General features: G+C 57.1%; 16 protein-coding genes. 2 read left to right on the forward strand and 14 right to left on the reverse strand.

What is annotated here, in order from left to right; genetic code table 11:
- Window positions 1–284 precede the first annotated feature (284 nt).
- Window positions 285–764 (forward strand): hypothetical protein, encoded by a 480-nt coding sequence (locus tag IDH41_RS27150; protein ID WP_190866797.1) that lies wholly within the window; start codon window positions 285–287, stop codon window positions 762–764.
- A gap of 399 nt (window positions 765–1,163) precedes the next feature.
- Here the strand turns inward: IDH41_RS27150 and sigK are convergent, their stop codons facing one another.
- Window positions 1,164–1,865 (reverse strand): RNA polymerase sporulation sigma factor SigK, encoded by a 702-nt coding sequence (gene sigK / locus IDH41_RS27155; protein ID WP_028611699.1) that lies wholly within the window; start codon window positions 1,863–1,865, stop codon window positions 1,164–1,166.
- Window positions 1,866–2,080: 215 nt separating this feature from the next.
- On the opposite strand from sigK, the gene IDH41_RS27160 reads away from it, so the two are divergent.
- On the forward strand, window positions 2,081–2,632 hold the full coding sequence (locus IDH41_RS27160) for a hypothetical protein (protein ID WP_190866799.1): 552 nt from the start codon (window positions 2,081–2,083) through the stop codon (window positions 2,630–2,632).
- Between the two features lie 25 nt (window positions 2,633–2,657).
- On the opposite strand, the gene IDH41_RS27165 is transcribed toward IDH41_RS27160, so the two are convergent.
- From IDH41_RS27165 to IDH41_RS27225, 13 genes are all read right to left on the reverse strand, one after another.
- Window positions 2,658–3,830, reverse strand: a complete 1,173-nt coding sequence (locus IDH41_RS27165) for a plasmid pRiA4b ORF-3 family protein (RefSeq protein WP_190866801.1) — start codon at window positions 3,828–3,830, stop codon at window positions 2,658–2,660.
- A 546-nt stretch (window positions 3,831–4,376) separates the two neighbouring features.
- The gene (locus IDH41_RS27170) at window positions 4,377–4,724 is read right to left on the reverse strand and encodes a hypothetical protein (protein ID WP_397328667.1); all 348 of its coding nucleotides are present in this window, start codon (window positions 4,722–4,724) and stop codon (window positions 4,377–4,379) included.
- An 83-nt stretch (window positions 4,725–4,807) separates the two neighbouring features.
- Window positions 4,808–5,779, reverse strand: coding sequence for an ABC transporter permease (locus IDH41_RS27175; RefSeq protein WP_190866805.1), 972 nt, complete (start codon window positions 5,777–5,779; stop codon window positions 4,808–4,810).
- Window positions 5,772–6,683 (reverse strand): ABC transporter ATP-binding protein, encoded by a 912-nt coding sequence (locus IDH41_RS27180; RefSeq protein WP_190866807.1) that lies wholly within the window; start codon window positions 6,681–6,683, stop codon window positions 5,772–5,774. Before IDH41_RS27180 ends, IDH41_RS27175 begins: the two co-directional genes overlap by 8 nt.
- A complete protein-coding gene (locus tag IDH41_RS27185) occupies window positions 6,680–7,468 on the reverse strand; it encodes a GDSL-type esterase/lipase family protein (protein ID WP_190866809.1) in 789 nt (262 codons plus the stop codon). Before IDH41_RS27185 ends, IDH41_RS27180 begins: the two co-directional genes overlap by 4 nt.
- A 32-nt stretch (window positions 7,469–7,500) precedes the next feature.
- Entirely contained in the window at window positions 7,501–8,229 is a 729-nt protein-coding gene (locus IDH41_RS27190; RefSeq protein ID WP_190866811.1) for a uracil-DNA glycosylase family protein, read from the reverse strand.
- Between the two features lie 28 nt (window positions 8,230–8,257).
- A complete protein-coding gene (locus tag IDH41_RS27195; RefSeq protein ID WP_190866813.1) occupies window positions 8,258–10,039 on the reverse strand; it encodes a glycerophosphodiester phosphodiesterase in 1,782 nt (593 codons plus the stop codon).
- A 170-nt stretch (window positions 10,040–10,209) separates the two neighbouring features.
- Complete coding sequence (locus IDH41_RS27200) at window positions 10,210–12,354, reverse strand: right-handed parallel beta-helix repeat-containing protein (RefSeq protein WP_190866815.1); 2,145 nt, start codon at window positions 12,352–12,354, stop codon at window positions 10,210–10,212.
- A gap of 80 nt (window positions 12,355–12,434) precedes the next feature.
- Entirely contained in the window at window positions 12,435–13,505 is a 1,071-nt protein-coding gene (locus IDH41_RS27205; RefSeq protein ID WP_190866817.1) for a Ger(x)C family spore germination protein, read from the reverse strand.
- The gene (locus tag IDH41_RS27210; RefSeq protein WP_190866819.1) at window positions 13,492–14,580 is read right to left on the reverse strand and encodes a GerAB/ArcD/ProY family transporter; all 1,089 of its coding nucleotides are present in this window, start codon (window positions 14,578–14,580) and stop codon (window positions 13,492–13,494) included. The genes IDH41_RS27205 and IDH41_RS27210 overlap by 14 nt, the downstream gene beginning before the upstream one ends.
- Entirely contained in the window at window positions 14,573–15,904 is a 1,332-nt protein-coding gene (locus IDH41_RS27215) for a spore germination protein (RefSeq protein ID WP_190866821.1), read from the reverse strand. Before IDH41_RS27215 ends, IDH41_RS27210 begins: the two co-directional genes overlap by 8 nt.
- 139 nt (window positions 15,905–16,043) lie before the next feature.
- Window positions 16,044–17,378 (reverse strand): DUF445 domain-containing protein, encoded by a 1,335-nt coding sequence (locus IDH41_RS27220; protein WP_190866823.1) that lies wholly within the window; start codon window positions 17,376–17,378, stop codon window positions 16,044–16,046.
- A gap of 6 nt (window positions 17,379–17,384) precedes the next feature.
- Entirely contained in the window at window positions 17,385–18,659 is a 1,275-nt protein-coding gene (locus IDH41_RS27225; protein WP_190866824.1) for a DUF445 domain-containing protein, read from the reverse strand.
- Window positions 18,660–18,701 lie beyond the last annotated feature (42 nt).

Genomic DNA, 18,701 nt, shown 5'->3' on the forward strand with positions numbered 1-18,701 from the left:
TGCATAAAAAATCCCCTCCATTGATTCTTCGTCTAGCTTACTACGTTAAGTAACCTAGACTCAAATCCAATTTCGGGGCTTAAGAGAAAGTATGTTATAATCGGTAGGGAGTACAGACGATGGTGATCTGCTTGAGGGCGATGTGACGACGGTCGTACTTGGAACCTACTGGCGAGGTAATTTATATGTAAGGGTATAGCTTTAGCTATACCCTTTTGTTCTAAAATGATCTGTTGGCATTCACCACTCATTACTTGTGCGAAAACCGAGGAAGGAGTCTGTCATTGAAACTTCTAACTTTTACAGCGTTAGAGATTACGAATAAATTCATACGTATTCCCAAAACGGAATCGAAATTATTAAAAGAACAGTTTGAAGAAGCGTTTTGTGACATAGAGTCAGGATCATATATAGATTATAAGAGAGAATTCGGATATATGCTTTGGGATTGTATGATTGGTGGACCTGTAGTACTGACAATCGAGCAAATAAATACGAATCCTCCTTTTACAGGAGATGTTTATGTTTTCTGGGATGTACCTGAAATGAGTAAAGAATTGCATATATTAGGAAGAGACTACGTTCATAAAATGACATTTAAAGAGTTTATGCTTAACTTTTATTCATTCCCGCAAGAAACTTACGTTTTTAATGAAGAATTTCAGCACGCAATTGTTCTTTCGCATGAATATTTCCATGAACATTTACAGAATTTTTGCTTATATACTCCAGCTGAAAAAGATAACTGGTATAAATTTTGCTGACTTCAATAGCTCTAGTTTCTATAACAATTTAAGAATAATTGTTGCCCTTATTACATCCATGTATAACACTTAAGATAGATCCGCAAGAGAGAATTGTAGCTGTGCTGGAAGTTGGGACAGTGGAGCATATTTTATGTTCATCCCCCACTCCCTCGACTTTAAATATAATACGCCTTTGAATAAATGGTTCCGCTCATTAAGGTGGAGCAGGATGGTGCCATTGTGAACAAAGCCGCCTACATGGTCATCGGCATCGATCTTAGCTTCACTAGTTTTGCTAGTATAGTTATAGATAGATAAAGTTCAAATCATAAACTAGTCCGACGATTCAAATGCGAAAAAGCACCTTACCATCGACCTCGTTCGGTAAGGTGCTTATCCAAATGTAATTACGTCTATCTAACGCTTCGCCTTATAAAACTCATGATACAACTTCATCAAAGCCCGCTTCTCAATCCGCGATACATAACTCCGCGATATGCCGAGTTCCTTCGCGATCTCCCGCTGCGTCCGCTCGTCTCCGCCGTGCTCGAGGCCGAAGCGGCCGATGACGACCTCCTTCTCGCGGTCATCAAGGATGTCGAGGTTCTTGTATATCTTCGACTTCTCAATCTTGAGCTGCACCTTATCCACGATATCGTCGGCTTCCGTGCCGAGAATATCGATCAGCGTAATTTCATTGCCTTCCTTGTCCGTGCCGATCGGATCGTGGAGCGATACGTCCTTGCGGGTTTTCTTTAACGAACGCAGATGCATAAGTATTTCGTTCTCGATGCAGCGGGCCGCGAACGTCGCGAGCTTCGTGCCTTTGCCCGTTTGGAAGCTTTCGATCGCTTTGATGAGCCCGATCGTGCCGATACTAATTAAATCCTCCAAATCTTCGCCGGTGTTGTCGAACTTTTTGACGATATGGGCGACCAGTCGAAGATTATGTTCGATCAACAGGTTACGGGAACGCTGATTGCCTTCGGCCATCAACTGCAGGTGCTTCGTTTCCTCTTCCTCTTGAAGCGGCTGGGGAAACGCGTTGTTTTTGACGTAAGAGACGAGCAAGGTCAGCTGTTTAATGAACAGCGCTATCGCGGAGAACAAACCAGGCATTGAACCGTACACCCCCACGTTGTATTGCCTTAGGCCAAAAAAGCATAATCCGCGCCGTAGGCCCAGGCGAACATTGAAGTCTGTTCTTTATTGTATGTGGGTGACTGCCTAGTCGTGCATGTACCGCATAGGTTTAAATTTCGCCCGTTCGGTTTATGCTGATCGCATATCCCGCCGCCCCCATAACCGCCTTCATAAAAGGAGATGACCAACGCGTGAATAGGCCGCTGAATCTATGGATTGACCGGGCATGCTCGAATCCAAGTTTTAGACCTTATATGGTCAACAAAGGAACGATGTTTCTCTATTGCGATTATGCCGGCTTCGCCTCGCGCCATGATTACGGCGTCGCTTGCTGTGCGGTCTTTAACCGAACGGTTAAAGTAACCGCCAAGAAGCTGCCGATCGAGCGGGATCGGGGCTCGAATTACGGTGAAATCCTGGCGATCGCGCTTAGTCTGGATACGCTTGCGGCGCTCCCGGAGCAGCAACCAAAAGCCGCCGTTATTTTTACCGATTGCAGCCGCATTTCCCGCATATTGGCGCAAGACCGCTACTCGAATCCGCATGACGGGCAAGCAGTAGCCGAATTAACGGCAGCGCTGGCAAAGCTCAACAGGCGCTTTCCAGAGGTTGGCGTGCAGATCAGGTACATCCGCAAGCATAAAAGAAACAATCCTTTTCACAGGCTGGCTCACGACGCGGCCAGACAAGCAGCGATGTCATCGGTTGGCTGGTCGCTCGATGAACCTTGCATTATCCGATAGCCGACCTGCCGTGCAGCGATTCATTTTAACGGCTAGTTATCCCGCGATCGTCATACCCCGCTTGCATGAATAATTGCTGCAAGGTCGCATGCAGCATGTCATGGATGCGGCTTGCTTTCCTGACAATCTTAACGAGCGGCGTCTTCATCTCCTTATGAAGCTTACCGTTTTTATCCCGGATGACCGCTCTAATGACCTCGGCATATACGGAGGTCAGACCGGCAAGCAATCGCCCGTCCATATAATCATGCAAAATGGCAAAATCCATTCCGTTCTCGATATACAGCAGCCTAAGTTCCGCGGCGCGCTTCTCGCTGCCCGTCAGCTTCTCGAACTCGGCAATCGCCTTTTTGGCATCCTCCACATGCAGATTGGCTTTTCCGCGCGTTGGAAAAAACAGATGCTCGATCTTTTGTCGATATTCCGCGAACAGGGAATCGACCGTCGCATCGCCCCCCAAAATTTTTACCGTAATGGAATGCTCCGCGTCTTTGGAATGACCGAAACATTCCTTCACCAGCTCGATCAGCTGCTCGTTGCTCAGCCCCTTCAAATGCTTGGCAAGCTCCCGCTTCGTGAGCTTTGCTTTTTTTTCGCTTGCGGCTTTAGGGTTTGCCGCCTTCGTTCCGCCAAGCTTCGGACTTAGCGCTCTCGCCGACTGGCGCAAGCCCTCGTTCACCATATCGCGGTCAAAAAATTCGGGATCGTAGCTTCCTCCGGCCCATTCCCGCATTTCCTCGTACTCCGGATGCCGCGGATTTGCCAAAATCTCCAGCAAGTTCTGATGCCCCCAAGGACCGCCGACGTCTTCGACCGGACAAGCCCGCTCTCCATCTAAACAGGCAGCCGTAAGCTCGTCCGACTGAACATCGATTTGCTCCAGCTTGATCCGATGGCTCCAGCCGTCTCCGAAGTCGTACATATACGTAAAGACGGTATTTTTCTTATTTAAGTGCGAGCTGACGATTTCTTCCCGCGCATTTAATCCGACTTCATCCGAGAAGGCGTATCCCGTCTCATCCGGCATTTCGATTCTGTGGCCATTGATTTCAAATTCGTAGAGATGGCTGTTATACCATCCCATTACCTCCTGGATCGTTTCGTGCAGCTGATGGAACGTTATGTCCGGATGAAACGAAAAGCGGCGCCAAATGGCCGGTTTAATGTCTTCCAATTCAATGCGGCAAATATAGTTCACTCGAGTATCCTCCTGACACGAAGACTAAATTGTTGGACATACTTTCCAACTATTATAAATAAAACAAACGAACGCAAACAAGCCAGTCGCCACAAGGCAACCGGCTGTTCCTATTCGATAAGGGTAAAATATTCCGCTATCTGAGCGAAAATCAGCCTCCAACGCCTTAATAAGGGAATAAAATGGTCTTATTTCGCACCAAATCGTCCGCGCCGGCCTGAAATTGTACGAATAAGGCCATAAATTTCCCTTATTAGCCATAACCGCCGTCGTTCCGTCCAAATAAGGCCATATATTACCGCTATTTACGCAGCTGCTAGATGGAGAGCAAGCCCGGCGGAACGCCAGCAGCCATTGCCAGGCAGCGACTGAGCCTCGCTCAGAGCGCCGCGCTGAGTTTCAGCGCAGCCGCTCAGCAACATCGGGCAGCGCTCGACACGGTGCGCCGCATCGCCGGCTGCGCCACGGCAGCCCAAGGCTGCGCCCCCTGCGCCGCCGCAGTGCCGGGCAGCACCGCTGCGTCGCACCGCGCGTCGCCGCTGCCGGTCACTTCTTATCCACCTGAAGCAGCTTCACCGTCTTCAGCGTGTAAGCGTCCTTGATGCTGTCCTCCGTAATGACGTTCAGCTTGATCAGGCTCGCGACCTTGGAGGCGTCGGCGCGCGACAGCAGCCGCCAGACGTCCGGATCGGGAAGCGCCTCGTACAGCTTGCCGTCGTCGTATTCCTTCCGTTCCTGGACGACGATCTTCACCTTGTGGCTCTCGGCGTCCAGCTCGCTCACCCCCTGCTCCTCGCAGTAGCCCATAATTTCCTCGCGCAGCTCGGCGAGCTCCTGCTCAAGCTCCTTCAGCTTCTGTTTTTTCTTGAAATACCGTCCAATCGTCTTATCCATTGGCATCACGCTCCTCTTCCCTTCCATACATATGCGGGGCGTGCCGTTTTAGGACAAGACGAGCCGTGCCCGCCTCCCTCCCTTCAGTAGATGTCCTTGCGGGTGAACACGGCGAACGACGCCGCGAGCGCGGCGGCCATCCAGACGGCCAGCACGGTCAGCGAGAAGCCGAGCGTCATGCCTTCGATCGGCGGCGGCGAGCCGCTCATGTAGTCCATGAGGCCGAGGTTGACCATGAACAAATATTTAGCCGAATCCCAGGACGACACCATGTTGCTCAGAATCGCGCCCGAGATCAGGCAGGCCAGCATCGTCCCCATGCCGGCGGCGCTGCTTCTCATCAGGATGGACAGCATGAAGGACAGCGTACCGACGACGAGCGAGATGAACCAAGCCAGCCCGAACTGCTGCAGCAGGTACTGCCACTGCGAGACGAGCCGGACCCCGGATGCGTCGAGCTCGCCGCCCCGCACCTCGAACCCGGTCAGCACCGGGGCCGTCCAGCCCTTGTTGCCGAACATAAGCGCGGATATGAGATACGACAGCAAGGCGAACAGGAAGATGACGATCGACACCGACAGGACAAGCGCGATATATTTGCTGAGCAGCACGGCGGAGCGGCTGACCGGCCGCGTCAGCAGCAGCTTGATCGTGCCCATGCTCCGCTCCGACGAGACAAGGTCGACGGCGACGATCATGACGAGCAGCGGCAGGAACAGCTCGGCCGAATTTTCCGTGAAGCCTCTCATGAAAGATGGAGCGCCGGGCTCCGAAGGGTTGACGTCGTGGTCCAAATAATATTGGTACTGGTCGATCTGGATTTCCAGCTGCTCCCGCCACTGGCCCGCGCTGCTCAGCCGATTCTGCCAATCGACGATTTGTTGCTGCAGCTCCGTGCGCCAATCGACCTCGCCGAGCCTCTCCTTGACCGCTTCCGACTGCCTTGCCTGCGCGTAAGCGAACAGGGCGAGCAGAACGACGATAATGATCCCGATGATGAGGAAACGCCGCTTGCCGAGCAGCTTCATCATTTCGTTATGCACGAGATTAATCAATCGATTCCCCTCCCGTCAGCTCGAGGAATAGGTCTTCAAGTGCGGGCAGCTTGCGGTTCATCTCCATTACGCTCACGCCCGCTTCGATCAGGCGCCGGCTCCACTCCCCCGCATGCCGCTCCGAATAGACGGTCGTTACCGTCACTTCGTCCGCGCTCAGCACCTCCGTCAGGTCGCTCAAGATCAGCCGCCCGAGAGGCAGCGGGCGCAGCCGCCACACCATTCTCTCTTCGCTCGCGAGCAGCTCCTGGACGGTGTCCACGCGGATGATTTCGCCTTTGGCCATAATCGCGACCCGGTCGCACATCAATTGAATTTCGTGCAGCAAATGGCTGGAGACGAGGACGGTCAACCCTTCCTTCTCCGCCAGGGAACGAATGAACGCGCGCATCTCGCGGATGCCGGACGGGTCCAGCCCGTTCGTCGGCTCGTCGAGAATGAGGACGTCCGGCTTGCCGAGCAGCGCCTGCGCGATGCCGAGACGCTGGCGCATGCCGAGGGAGTAGGTGCCCACCTTATCCCCGATCCGCTCCTCCAGGCCGACGAGCCGGACGACCTCGTCGATCCGCTCCCGCGTTATGCCGCGCAGCATGACGGCGAAATGCCGCAAATTGTCCATCCCGCTCAAGAAAGGGTACAGCTCCGGGTTCTCGACGATGCAGCCCATACGGCTCATCGCTTTCGTGAACTGCCTCGCGATATCCAGCCCGCATATGCGGATCGTGCCGGCAGTCGGTTTAATGAGCCCGACAAGCATGCGGATCGTCGTCGTCTTGCCCGCCCCGTTCGGGCCGAGGAAGCCGAATACTTCGCCGCGCGTCAGCTCGAAGCTCAAATCTTTAATGATGACCCTCCTGCCGATAACTTTGCGCAGCCCGCGGACCGACAACGTAACGTCGCTCATGGCGCCCCTCCCTCTTCGGCGATGAGCGCGGCCAGGCGGCCGGCCATCAGCCGGTAGCCGCGCCCGTTCGGATGAAATCGATCGGTGAACAAATAATCGGCCGTATTCCGTTGGAACAGGTCGTACGTCGGCACGAACACCATATCGTCGTAGGCCGATATCGTTTCCATCGTCCTGGCGTTCCAGCTCCGGACGGCGCGCGACGTCTCCGCCCCGTCCTCCAGCTCGCGGAACGGATCGTACAAGCCGAGCAGATAGACGGTCGCGGCCGGATTGGCCGAGCGGATCGTCTCCAAGATCGACGCCAGGTTAGCCGCGAAGGCGTCCTCGAGCTTGGCCAGGCTCGCCGCCGACAAATCCGACAGCGTCTGGCCGCCGAGAAACAAGTCGTTGCCGCCGATCGTCAGCAGGACGATATCGGCTTGTCCGACCTGCCTCGCGATTTCCTTCTGCCCGAGCTGCTCCAGAAGTCCGGCGGACGTCAGCCCTTTAATGCCCAAGTTGACCATCGAAGCCCTGAAGCCCTCCTCCTTCAGCTCGTCCGCAAGATAGCCGGCGTAGCCCTTCCCTTCGTCGTCGCCGGTCCCTCTCGTCAGCGAGTCGCCCAATGCGACGACTTTGCCCGCCTGCCCTTCGGGCGCGGGTTGCTCCGCGGGCGCCGCCAGGCTCACGCCTCGACCCGAGCCGATCAAATAATCCTTGACCGTCCAGCCGAAGCCAACCAGCCATGCGAGGCAGATGACGGCGGCGAAAGCGGTCATGTATCGAACCTTTTTGCTGTGCAACGCATCCCACTCCTTGTTCTTGTCTGTGCCGGCTAACGGTCAAACCATCGCTTCACCTGCTCGCGCATCTTGGCCTTGGCCGCATCGAATTGCTTGCCCCGGTGGCCGTTCGCGCCCGAAGGATGCGGCATGTCGAACAGGCACCTCTCCCCGTTCAGCCGTCCCCGCTCGACAAATGCCCGGATCACGCCGGATACGGATATGCCGAGCGGGATGACGAGCGCGTCCTTCACCGCCGTCAGCTCCGGCAGAAGAATCGATTCCGTATAGGACCGCAAAAGCGCCGACTTCATCATGTCCGGGCTATGGCCGGTATAGTTCCGGCCGTTCTTGAACACCGGATAACGAATCGCGGAAGTCGTATGAAGCAGCGCCTTGTTCCCTTCGAACAACGACGCGCTGCCGCGGATCCCGATCGCCTCGGGCAAGCCGATCTGGTCCAGCATCCGGATCAGGTTGACCCGCATCGAGCCGGCAAAGCTGGCGAGCCGCTTCGCGTTCTCGTCGATGCGCTCCGGCGGCACGCCGCGCAGCAGGTCGTCCCTCGCGCTGCGGATCGCCACCTCCATCTGGGTGAAGCCCGGCGTAATGCCGATCAGCATCACCTTCGCCCGCTCGTTCACGTATTCGTAAGGCACGTAATAGACGGCCAGCCCTTCCCCTTCTTCAAGGAGCAGCTCGTCGACCAGGAGCTGCTCCTTGGTCAGCTTCCCAGGCGGGAGCGATCCGATATAAGCTTTGTACTTGACGATCTGCGACACGCGCATCCGCCCCTTCCGAGTGAATTGGCTACAGATCGAGCTCGACCATGCTTTGCGCGCGCTCGGGAAAATCGGTAATGATGCCGTCGATTTCAAACTTCAGCACTTCCTTCAGGACGCGCTCGCTGTTCACCGTCCACACCCATACCTCGCGCCCGTTCTTATGCGACCGCTCCACGAATTGCTCCGTCAGCATCACCTTCTCGATCGTGTAGAAATCGACGTCGAGCTGCGACAAGTCGCCGACGGCAAAATAGAGGATCTGGCCGATCTTGATGTCCGGATTCAGCAGCCGGATCTGCTGCAGCGACGCCCGGTCGAACGATTGAATGTAACAGTCCTGCGCCATGTCGAACTGCTCGATCAGCCTCACGACCTCGCGCGCCAGCTCGTCGCCGGGCCCGTAAGGCTTCAGGTCGACGATCAGCTTCGTCTTGCCATGCGCCGCCGCCAGCGCCTCCGCCAGCATCGGAATGCGCTGCGGCTCTCCGTCTAAGCCTGACGGGGAGTTCAGCCGCAGCCGAGCGAGCTCCTCGTAAGTGAGCTCGCTTACCCGCTTGGCGACGCCCGCGACCCGCATCAAATTGTAGTCGTGGTTCAGCACCGCGACGCCGTCCTTCGTCAGCTGGACGTCGATCTCGACGGCGGGCAGCCCTTTATCGATCGCATGCTGGACGGCAAGCAGCGAATTTTCCGGCGCCTCGAGCGTGTCGCCGCGGTGGGCGGAGATGAGCACGCTCCACTTGGCGTACACGAGCGTATCGTTCGCCGCGTAGCTGACGATGAGCGCGAGCGACAGATAGACGGCCGCTATGAGCGCGTACAGCGCGCGCTTGCGGGCGCGGCTTCTCAAGAAATCGAGGACGCGCCGCTCCAGCGGCCCGAGAAGCCGGCTCCGATGCAGGCGCAGCCGGTCCTGCGGCATGACGCCTCGCATGCGCCTGAAGCCGTAATAGAGGCGGGTCAGAAAAATAACGTTGACCGGAACGAGCAGCAGCGTGAACATATACGTCAGCACGGTGGACAGCGTGAGCGAGTAATGGTCCGTGAACGCCTTAAGCACGTTCATGTCGAGCCACGACGGCAAGTAGGATACCGACGAGATGGCAAGGAAGCCCGCCGCGAAGATGACGGCGTTGAGCAGGAACAAGGTAATAAAGATCGTCAGCCGCCGTCCCTTCGTCAAGGCGAGGCTGCTCCGGATCGCCGAGCGGATCGACTCGCCTTCGAGCATAATGAAATGAAGGACGAAGATCCAGCGCAGAATCGTATAGACCGAGACCGCGAAGACGAGCCCATACAGCGCCAGCAGCAGCCCCGGCGTGCCCGGCAGCCTGCTGTTCACGAAGATCGGCACGTTGAACAGGCCGTAGAGCGACGAGGACATCGGCGAATCGATAAACGGCAGCAGGAAGAGCAGAAAGAACAGCAGCTGGATAATGCCGAAGCCGAACAGCTTCGGCGTTTGGCGCAGCGCCGTCATGATCGCGTCCGAGATGAGCACGTCCTTGCCGAAATAATGCTGCTGCGCGATCGTAATGATGACGCCGAATTCGATGAACAGGACGAGGACGGCCACCAGGCAAATCGCGACGAGTCCCAGCACCCCCGTATACGTAAGCCCGATGCGGTACACCTCGCCGTTCAGCAGCGAGCCGGACCCCAGCACAAGAATGATCCGGTTGAACATGTACGTTATGATCGGAATGATGACGAAGCTCGTCAGCAGCATGAACATATATTCGAACAGAAGATGCTTTTTGTACGTAGCGCGAAAATCCCGGATACTTCGTACGACTAGCTGAAGCATAACGAATCATCCTATCTGCGATAATGGAAGGAGGCGCCTGGCTATGGACCGGACGCTCTCTTGCCATTATAACCCATTGCACCGGTCCAACTCTAATTTCGGGCATGCAAAGTAGCGCCGGGATTCTTCTCCAGAAGAAACCCGGCGCTCGTAACATCTTGCCGAATGTTTTATTTCGCCGTATTGTTCTTGGCGATATCGTTCCCCTTCAAGGCAAGCTTCGCTTTGACCAGCGTATTGTTCTCCACCGTGAACGCCGGAGCCCCGACGCCGGCATTGACCGTCGATATGCCGACGGCGGCGATATTGGCCGTGATCGTATTGCCGCGAATGACGGCCTTCAAGATGTCGTTCTTCTCCTTCTTCTTCCAGACGTCGTTCAGCTTGATCAGCTCGGTGGCGGCGTTCGTCAGCTTGACCGCGGTAATCGTATTGTTCTCCAGCACGACGCTTCTCGCCGCCTGCACGCTGATCGCTTGCGTATTGCCGAGCAGCTCGAACGTCGAGTCGCGCACCGTCAGATCGAGCTTCGGATTATTCCCGAGCAGATTGATGCCCACGGACGACGGCGATTTGAAGACGCAGCCGTTGAAGACGTACTTGCCTGCCAGCTCGGCCGCGATCGCGCCGAACTTGCCGCCTTCGGCGCCTTCGAATTCGCAGTTGTTGTACGTGCCGGGCGGCAGCGCCAAGCCGTAATTCGAATTGAAGCCGACGACCTTCAAATTGTCGAAAATGCTCCCCTCGGCCGCGCCGCCGGTGACCGCGCGAAGCGCCGGTTCGCCGGTTATCGTCACGTTCTTCAGATGAACCGGCTTTCCCCATACCACAAGGCCCGTATCGCTCTTCTTCGTATTCTCGATCGTAATATTCGACGCGCTGACGCCGAACGCCGTTTTGGCGCTGATCGAGAACTTGGAATCGGTGAACGACATACCGTCGATTTTAATATTAGGCCCGCTGAGCGTCGTGTAGGAATCGTTCATTCGGTTATTCAGAAACGTGGCGTCGTGTGCAGCGTACAGTCTCGTGCCGTCGAAGTGGTTGTTCCGCACCGTCGCCCCCGTGAATGGCTCGGATACGCTCAGGCCGATTGCCCCCTTGGAGGCGAAATGGTTGTCTTCGACGACCGCATCGCGCCCGTCGTACAGGATAAGGTCGTAAGCCGCGTTATTGTAAAACTTGTTGCCTCTAATCGTAATATTGCTGTTCCGATGCCCGTTCTCCCCGAAGCCTCCCTCGAGGTCGATGCCGGACTGCGGCGCCGTGCCTTTGATGTCGTGAAGCGAATTGTTCTCGATTACGATGTTGTCGCCGCCCGCCACCGTAATGCCCTGCCTCCGGTTGAAGGCGAACTCCGAGCTTCGCACGATCACGTTCTCCGATACGACGCGGTTCCAAACCTCGACGTAGGCGCCCTTCCTCGCGGCTTGATCGAAGACGAGGTGGAACTGGGCCGCGCCGTCCGGAATCGGGATGATGTCCCTCATCTTCCTGCCTGCCTGCTTCTCCAGAAATCTTCCGTTCGATCGATAGAAATAAATATCGAAGGTGCCGGGAAGCTTCGCCGCGTTGGACAATTCGAAATAACGCTCGGTCTTGAACATTTCGTTATTCAGGACGACGGGATTTCTCGTCCGGATTTTTTTCGGGTTCGAAATGTTGATCCCTTTCGCGTTAAGCTCCCCCTGCACGAAGCCGTTCTCGTACAGATCCTTGACCATCGTGCCGTGACCGCCGATAAAAAGCCCGTCGCCCGTGAACTCGGCGGCCTTCACGCCTTCGATCGTCACGTTCGAGGCGCCCTCCGTCACGATGCCAGACCCGTGTTCATGCGTACCGGACGTGTGCGGATTGTCCTTCCTCTTATAGTCGTGCGTCTCCCGGTCTCCTTCATAGACGCCTCCCCGCAAAGTGACGTTATTCACGCCGTAGCCGAGGTACATGAGCTCGTACTTTTCCTTGCCGTTCGTCTCCTTCCGGAGGATCGCGTCCGGCGGAAGCTCGAACGTCATGTCGCCGACCATGTCGATTCGGCTGTTCTTGTCGACCAGGTACGTGCCGGACGGAAGCGAGACGACCGTCTTGCCGTTTTGGGCCGCCCACTTCAGGGCGTTGTTGATGCCTTTCGTCGTTTCAACGGGATGCGTGCCGTCTTTATAAATCCCCCACCGCGACAGCTCGATCTCGTAGCGCGCCTGCGCGGAGGGGACCGCCTCGCCGGCGCCGGTCGAATAAATAGCCGGCTCCGCATAGCCGCTAAGGGCGGACAGCTGCAGGACGATCAGCGCGGCTAACCCTAATTTCAGAAGCATCTTGGCTTAGAACCTCCTCATTTCTGCATCAAGTAGCCCCTTAACTATAGCATGCCAACCATTCTTTATAAAGAACAAATCTACGGACTGTTCAAAAATCCCGTGTTCTGAATGTTCGTCTGCACGCGAAGGTTCATCTCCAGCCGCGGATAATAGTCCTCCCGCCAATTCGCCAGCCGCTCTCTCGGAATAATCATCCTGTAGAATTGCCCGATCCCCAATATATCCGCCTGCTTGCTCTGGATTTTTTGGAACATCGTCATAAACCGTTTCGTAAGAAGCTCGTCCAATTCGTTCATAATGACTTCGTTCGTCGGGTTGCCCCTCGTTTCCAACAGCACGACCTGCAGCTTAAGTACGCTCGTCATGTAAGGCGTCCTCCCCCTCAAACCGATCCGGTTGTGCAGCGTGTTGCTGACGATCAGCACGCTGGCGCTCTTCATCACCTCGATTCTGCCCTGCGTGCTCTCGCCGCTGAACGCGTTGAACAGCAGCGTCTCGTCGCCGTTCAGGCGCCCGACCATCCGTCCGTTCTTAATAACGGCCGATCCCCGGTGCTCGATCATGAGCGACTTCCCTGAGCGGACGATCGGAATGGCGACGTCCCGCGTATAGGAATGGATGCTGCGATAGACCTGCCACACCCGGGTCAGCGCGATCTGCGGGTTCCAGCCGGCGTTTTTTTCGAAAAAGTCGTAAAGCGTCGACCCTCTCTGCTCCATCGCCCGCTTGACGTTGGCGAAGAAAACCGGCAGCTCCTCGTCGCATATCGTGACGAGAGCCTTCGAAGAGATTTCTCTGGCCCTCATGAAGTCGGTGATCGAATCGTTCACCCCTTCCCGCGCGTAATTTTTGTCCAGCAAGATGATCTTCACGTGGAGCAGATCGACGTGCTCCTCCATGTTCGTGCTGATCTTGTCCACGGCATGGGTAATCGTATTCCCGGTTTCCGACACGATTCGGATTCTCAGCCTGTTCATGCCGGGCTCCGGAATTTGCAAAAAGACGCGAAACACGCCTTCCTTCTTGGAGACGCCCATGACGACCGGCAGCACGCGGTGATTGATATCGGTATTGTCCCAGCACCCGGCGAGCGGGATGGCAAGGCATACGGCCGCGAAGCCGAGAACGAGCCGCTTAGCGATTCCCATAGCCGCTTCTCCTTTTCTCGCGAAGTCCGAGCAAATAAACGGCGAACGGGACGATTAGCCACACGTACAGCCGAAGTACCGCGTTGCATAAGAACAGCTCCTCGATATCCTCCCAATTCCGGACCATGACGCAGCCGATGAAGGTAACGACCGACAGGGCGGTCACGATATACGACATTTTGACCTTCGGGATCGTGCGTCCCACGATAACTCCCGTCTGCCAGATCAGCAAGGCGATGAACAGCATCGTGAATGAGATCAGGCTGAGCAGCAGGAACATCGTGACGCGGTCGAACATGAGCCAGTTGATTTGGATCGTGCTGACGACCATGACGAACGGGAATTTGAACGTCGACGCCGTCGCTCGGCCGAACGTAAGCAGCGGAATGTAGACGGCCAGCAGGTAGAACGGGATCAGGGCAACGATCCCGAGCAGCACCTTTTTGGGCGAATACTTGAACTCGGGCTGGACGAAGCCCAGGAACAGGAAGCTGGTCGCGAACGCGAACAAGCTCTCCAAATACGATTTGTGCGTCAGAAATCCCAAATTGTCGTCGAGCAGCGGGAAGACATAGCGCCAGTCCGCGTTCTGAAACGACATGAAGATGACGAACGCCATTAGCGGTAGAAACAACAGACCGAGCAGCACGCCCGTACGCATAATGGAGAACGCCCCGTTCATGGCGATGAGGCCGGAAATCGCAAGCAGCAGGGCGATGATGGACCAGAGCGGCGTATTGGACAAAAAGACGATCGTAATGATTTCCGCGAACGCGCGGACCGTGATCAGGTTCACCATGAACAAATAGACGGTAATCGGCAGCAGGAACAGCACCGCCGCCGTCTTCCCGACGCCCGTAAGAATGCCGATCAAATCCTGTTTCGGAAAATAACGAAGCCCCTTCATGTACGCGGCCGTTACAATAAGATTGACAAATATGCCGAGAACGACGGGCAGCCAGTGCCCCTCCTCCGCGCTTGCGATAATATCCTCCGGGTAGACGAAGTAGATGACCCCGAGCTGCGTCAAACAATAGAGAAGCACGATATGCAGGCTTTTATCGCTTTTACCCATGTTTGATTTCACCCTTAAAGCTTAGGTTGATGTACGATACGCCGAACGTGTGCAGGCTGGCCAAGTACGAGCACAGCAGCACCATGCCCGCCATGATGCCGAGCACGCCGAACATGGCAGCGAGAATGACGGTCACGTACTTGAACATCCGGATCGACAGCGAGTTCTGGAAGCCGACGACCGTCGAATTGGCGATCGTCGTCGCGGCCAGAATGATGATGAGCATGTTGCTGACAAGCCTCGCCGTTACGACCGCTTGTCCGATAATGATGCCGCCCACCATCGTCAGCGTCGGGCCGATGCTCTTTGGCAGCCTCGCGCTCGCTTCGATGATGAGCTCCAGAATGACGAGCATCAGCAGCATCTCCACGATGGCCGGATAAGGGACGCCCTCCCGGCTTACGGCCACGGAGAGGGCCATCTCGATCCGCAGCACCTCGGGATTGACCGCGACGAGCGCGACGTAGAACGCCGGCGCGAGCAGCGTAAGCAGCACGCCGATGACGCGGATCGTCCGGATGATGATCATGATCGGAACCGTGTAGTTCCGGTCGTTCTCCAGCGCGAACATGTCCCACAGCAGGTTGGGGAGCACGTACGCGATCGGCAGCCTGTCGACCAAAATCACGACCTTTCCCTTCGTCATCGCGCTGACCGCCTCCTGCGGCAGCTCCGTCGTATTGAACTTGGAGATTGCCTGCCACTTCGTAAATCCCAGCATCCTTGACAGCGTTTGGGTCGTCGCGATCTCCCGGTCCAAATTGGCCTCGATCTGCGCAATCATCTTGCCGACCATATCGGCGTCCGCGTGGCGGGCGTCGTAGATAAGCGACAGCCGCTTTCGCTGCGCGACGCCGGCGGAGTAATTCAAAACCCGCATGCTGTCGGTACATGCCTGCTTGCGGAGAAGGCCGAGGTTCGTGTCCAAATCTTCGTTGAACGAGCCGATCGGCCCTTGCAGCACGCTTTCGTTGGACGGAGCCTCGATGGCGCGGGTCAGCTCCCGCTGCACGGCGTCGACCACGATCATGGCGGTGCGGCCTTCGATGAGAAGCACGACCTGCCCGTCAAGAACGGCCGATACCGCGAGCCGGACGCTTAACGGATGCACGGAGCCGATCGTATGCCAGAAAGCTTCCTCGCCGACTCTGGATCCCCGGGCGTTATGCTCCTGCTGTTGCAGCGACGATACGGTCATCGAAATGTCGGTCAACGTCGTGTAGCCAAGCAGCGTAACCACTTGGCCCAGGAAGACGTACTGCATTTCGAATAAATCGTCGTTGCTTCCGAGCGACCGCTTCAGCTCCTGCAAAAAAGCCTCCACCCTCTTCCTCTCCTCCCGTAAAAACGTCAAATGATTACTACGATTTTTACCCACCTGAGGGGATATATACCCTGCGCGCCCCGATGGAGCGCAAAAAAATAACGTTCCTCCGGCGAGGAACGTTAAAGCGGGTTATCCTTTAAAGCCTCTGAAGCAGCGGCTCGTAGATGCCGTACAGCAGGACATAGAAAGCGGCCCCGAGCGCCGCCCCGATGTAAGCCCCGTTCAGCCGGATGCGCTGCAGGTCGGTCTCCACCTTGCTCTCGATGAACTGCACGAGCCGCTGTTCGGTGAAGCGGTCCAGCGTCGTGCGGACGATATGCCCGATGACCGCATGCTCCGTCTCGATGATGTGGCGGACGAACGCTTGCGCGTACCGCTCGAGCCAGCGCTTCGTCTCCTCGTTCGTCTTGAACCATTCCCAGTAGCCGGCGATGAACCGGTTAATGAGCGCCTTCAAATCCGGCGGCCGGTCATCGGCCGTCTCTTCGGCCGCTTGCGGCATGTCCGGACGTTGCGACAGCAGCTGCCGGAACCGGCCGAGAATGGCTTCGATCGAAGGGAGCAGCGAGATTTGGCCGATCACCTCGTCCCGCCACGCGCTTACCGCGGCGGCGACGTCCTCGCGGTGCTCGAGCTGATCGGCCAGCTCGTACGTCATCCGCTCCAGCAGCTGCCGAAGCTCGTGCTGCGGGCTGCGCAGATCGTCCAGCAGCTTGTGCAGGTCGTTGTAAAGCGCGTTCGCCGCGTCGTCCAGGTTGAGCGCGTTCGTCGACTCGGCGATTTCGACGGCCATTTTCTTGAGCCACTTGGAGAAAATGCCGCCCTGATTGACGAACTTCTCCTTCTCCTTCGCCAGCAGGCCGCGGATCGCGGCGAGCGTCTCCTCCCCGGAAGCCCGCGCCGCCGCATATTCGACCAGCTGGCCGATCCAGCTTTGGAAGTCGCCATTGTCCATGACCCATCGCAGCGCTTTGCCCGCGTAAGGAGACAGGTTGATTCGGCGAATCCCCTTGCGCGCCTGCTCGTCGAGCCGGACCGCGATTCCGTTCAGATCGAGCTTCGCCAGCAGGCCGGACAGCAGCGTCCAAACCTGATCCGCCACCGCCCCGGCGGGACGCCGGTCGATCCAGGCGATGGCGATCTCCACGAGCGAAATTTGGCCGACCTTCTCCTTCAGCATGTCCTCGCTCAGCAGCTGCTTCTCGACCATATGCGCGACGCCGTCGATCAGCTTGTCGCGGTTTCTCGGAATGATCGCCGTATGCGGGATCCACTTCCAGCCGAACGGATGCCGGAACAGGACGGTAACGGCGAACAGATCGGCGAGCGCGCCGACCAGCCCCGCCTCGGACGCGTAGAGCAGCATGCGCGCCCACCAGGCGTCCGGGTAAGCGTACAGGCAGCAGGCGGCGCCGATGAACAGCAGGGCAAGCAGCAGAAGGCTGCGGTTCGCTTTTTTTCTCATCTCCATCTCTCGCTAGCCCCCGATCCAGAAGGTCGCCAGGTGCAGGACGACGCCGACGAGCGCCCCGACCCCGATTCCGTTAATGCGAATGTATTGCAGATCGCGCCCCGCCTTCTCCTTCGCGAGCGCGATGAGCTGCTCGAGCGAGAACGAGCGCAGCTTGCCCTCGACGACGCCGCCGATGTACGAATGCTTCTGCTCCAGCCACTTGAGCAGCGTCGTCTTCACGTACCCGTCGAGCCGGCTTCGCAGCTCCGCGTTCTCCGCCAAATAACGCACGCCTTGCCCTACCCGTTCCCGAATCCACGGGTATTTCGCCGGCTCGCCCTCCGCGGCGGACGCGGCCGCGCCGCGAAGCTTCTCCAGCCCTTTGTGAATATAGCCTTCCAGGTCGATTTCGTCCTTCACCGATTGAAGCGCCTTCGCCTTGCCCGCTTCGATCCGGCTCCGCAGCGCCTCGTCGCTTCGCAGCCGTTCGATAAACCGCTCGAAGTAGCGCTTCATTTGCCGACGCTGCGGATGCTCGCCCGATTCCAGCTGGAGGAGGAAGCGCACGAGCCACTCCTGCAGCTTCGCGCTGATCGTCGGACCGTCGAGCCCGGCCGATGCGTCGATCAGCTTCCTCCGGAATTGATCGCCTTCGTACGCGCGGATGGCCGAATCGACGATTTGGGCGACGATGCCGCGGAACGGGGCGGACCGGACGATCTTGACGAGCTCGGGGACGAGGAAGGCGATGATCCGGTCGTCGTAACGGTTGCGAAGCGTCCAATCGCCGATATCGGCCGCGATATCCGACACCTTGACCGAATCGGCATGCTCGAGCAGGAACGCCTGCACCGTCCGGGCCAGCTCCCGCAGGTCGATCGTCTTCATGACGTCGCCCGCCAGCTGCTGCAAAATATCGTCTACCGCCTCCTCGCCGCCGTGCCGCTTCAAATACGTCACGATCACGTCCGCGATATTGTAATCGTCCAGCTTTTCCTTTATATTGTCCACGGTCAGCAGCTCGTTCTGCACCATCGCCACCAGCTCGCCGATGAGGCGCTCCCGGTTGCGGGCGATAATGTTCGTCCCCATCCAGGACGGCCACTTGATCCGCAGCGGATCGCCGAACAAGGCGCTGACGGCGAACGAATCCGCCAAGCCGCCGATCGTCGCCGCGCTGAACAGCGAGAACAGCAGCCCGCCGGCGAACGTATCGTGAAACGGGAAGGCCGCCAAAATGCCGATCCCCGAGAAGACGAGCGCGAGATCCGCTTTTTTCTTCATGCTTGACTTGTTCATCGATGATTGATCTCCCATACCGAATGTCGTTACGTCCCTCAT

The organism is Paenibacillus arenilitoris, from assembly GCF_014705655.1.
Lineage (GTDB): Bacteria > Bacillota > Bacilli > Paenibacillales > Paenibacillaceae > Pristimantibacillus > Pristimantibacillus arenilitoris.

What these genes read in the sequence shown, in the direction of transcription:
- IDH41_RS27205 (WP_190866817.1), bottom strand. Translation starts at nt 13,505, where the DNA reads ATGGGAATCGCTAAGCGGCTCGTTCTCGGCTTCGCGGCCGTATGCCTT.
- IDH41_RS27170 (WP_397328667.1), bottom strand. Translation starts at nt 4,724, where the DNA reads ATGGATAAGACGATTGGACGGTATTTCAAGAAAAAACAGAAGCTGAAG.
- IDH41_RS27220 (WP_190866823.1), bottom strand. Translation starts at nt 17,378, where the DNA reads ATGGAGATGAGAAAAAAAGCGAACCGCAGCCTTCTGCTGCTTGCCCTG.
- IDH41_RS27180 (WP_190866807.1), bottom strand. Translation starts at nt 6,683, where the DNA reads ATGAGCGACGTTACGTTGTCGGTCCGCGGGCTGCGCAAAGTTATCGGC.
- IDH41_RS27210 (WP_190866819.1), bottom strand. Translation starts at nt 14,580, where the DNA reads ATGGGTAAAAGCGATAAAAGCCTGCATATCGTGCTTCTCTATTGTTTG.
- IDH41_RS27195 (WP_190866813.1), bottom strand. Translation starts at nt 10,039, where the DNA reads ATGCTTCAGCTAGTCGTACGAAGTATCCGGGATTTTCGCGCTACGTAC.
- IDH41_RS27225 (WP_190866824.1), bottom strand. Translation starts at nt 18,659, where the DNA reads ATGAACAAGTCAAGCATGAAGAAAAAAGCGGATCTCGCGCTCGTCTTC.
- IDH41_RS27200 (WP_190866815.1), bottom strand. Translation starts at nt 12,354, where the DNA reads ATGCTTCTGAAATTAGGGTTAGCCGCGCTGATCGTCCTGCAGCTGTCC.
- sigK (WP_028611699.1), bottom strand. Translation starts at nt 1,865, where the DNA reads ATGCCTGGTTTGTTCTCCGCGATAGCGCTGTTCATTAAACAGCTGACC.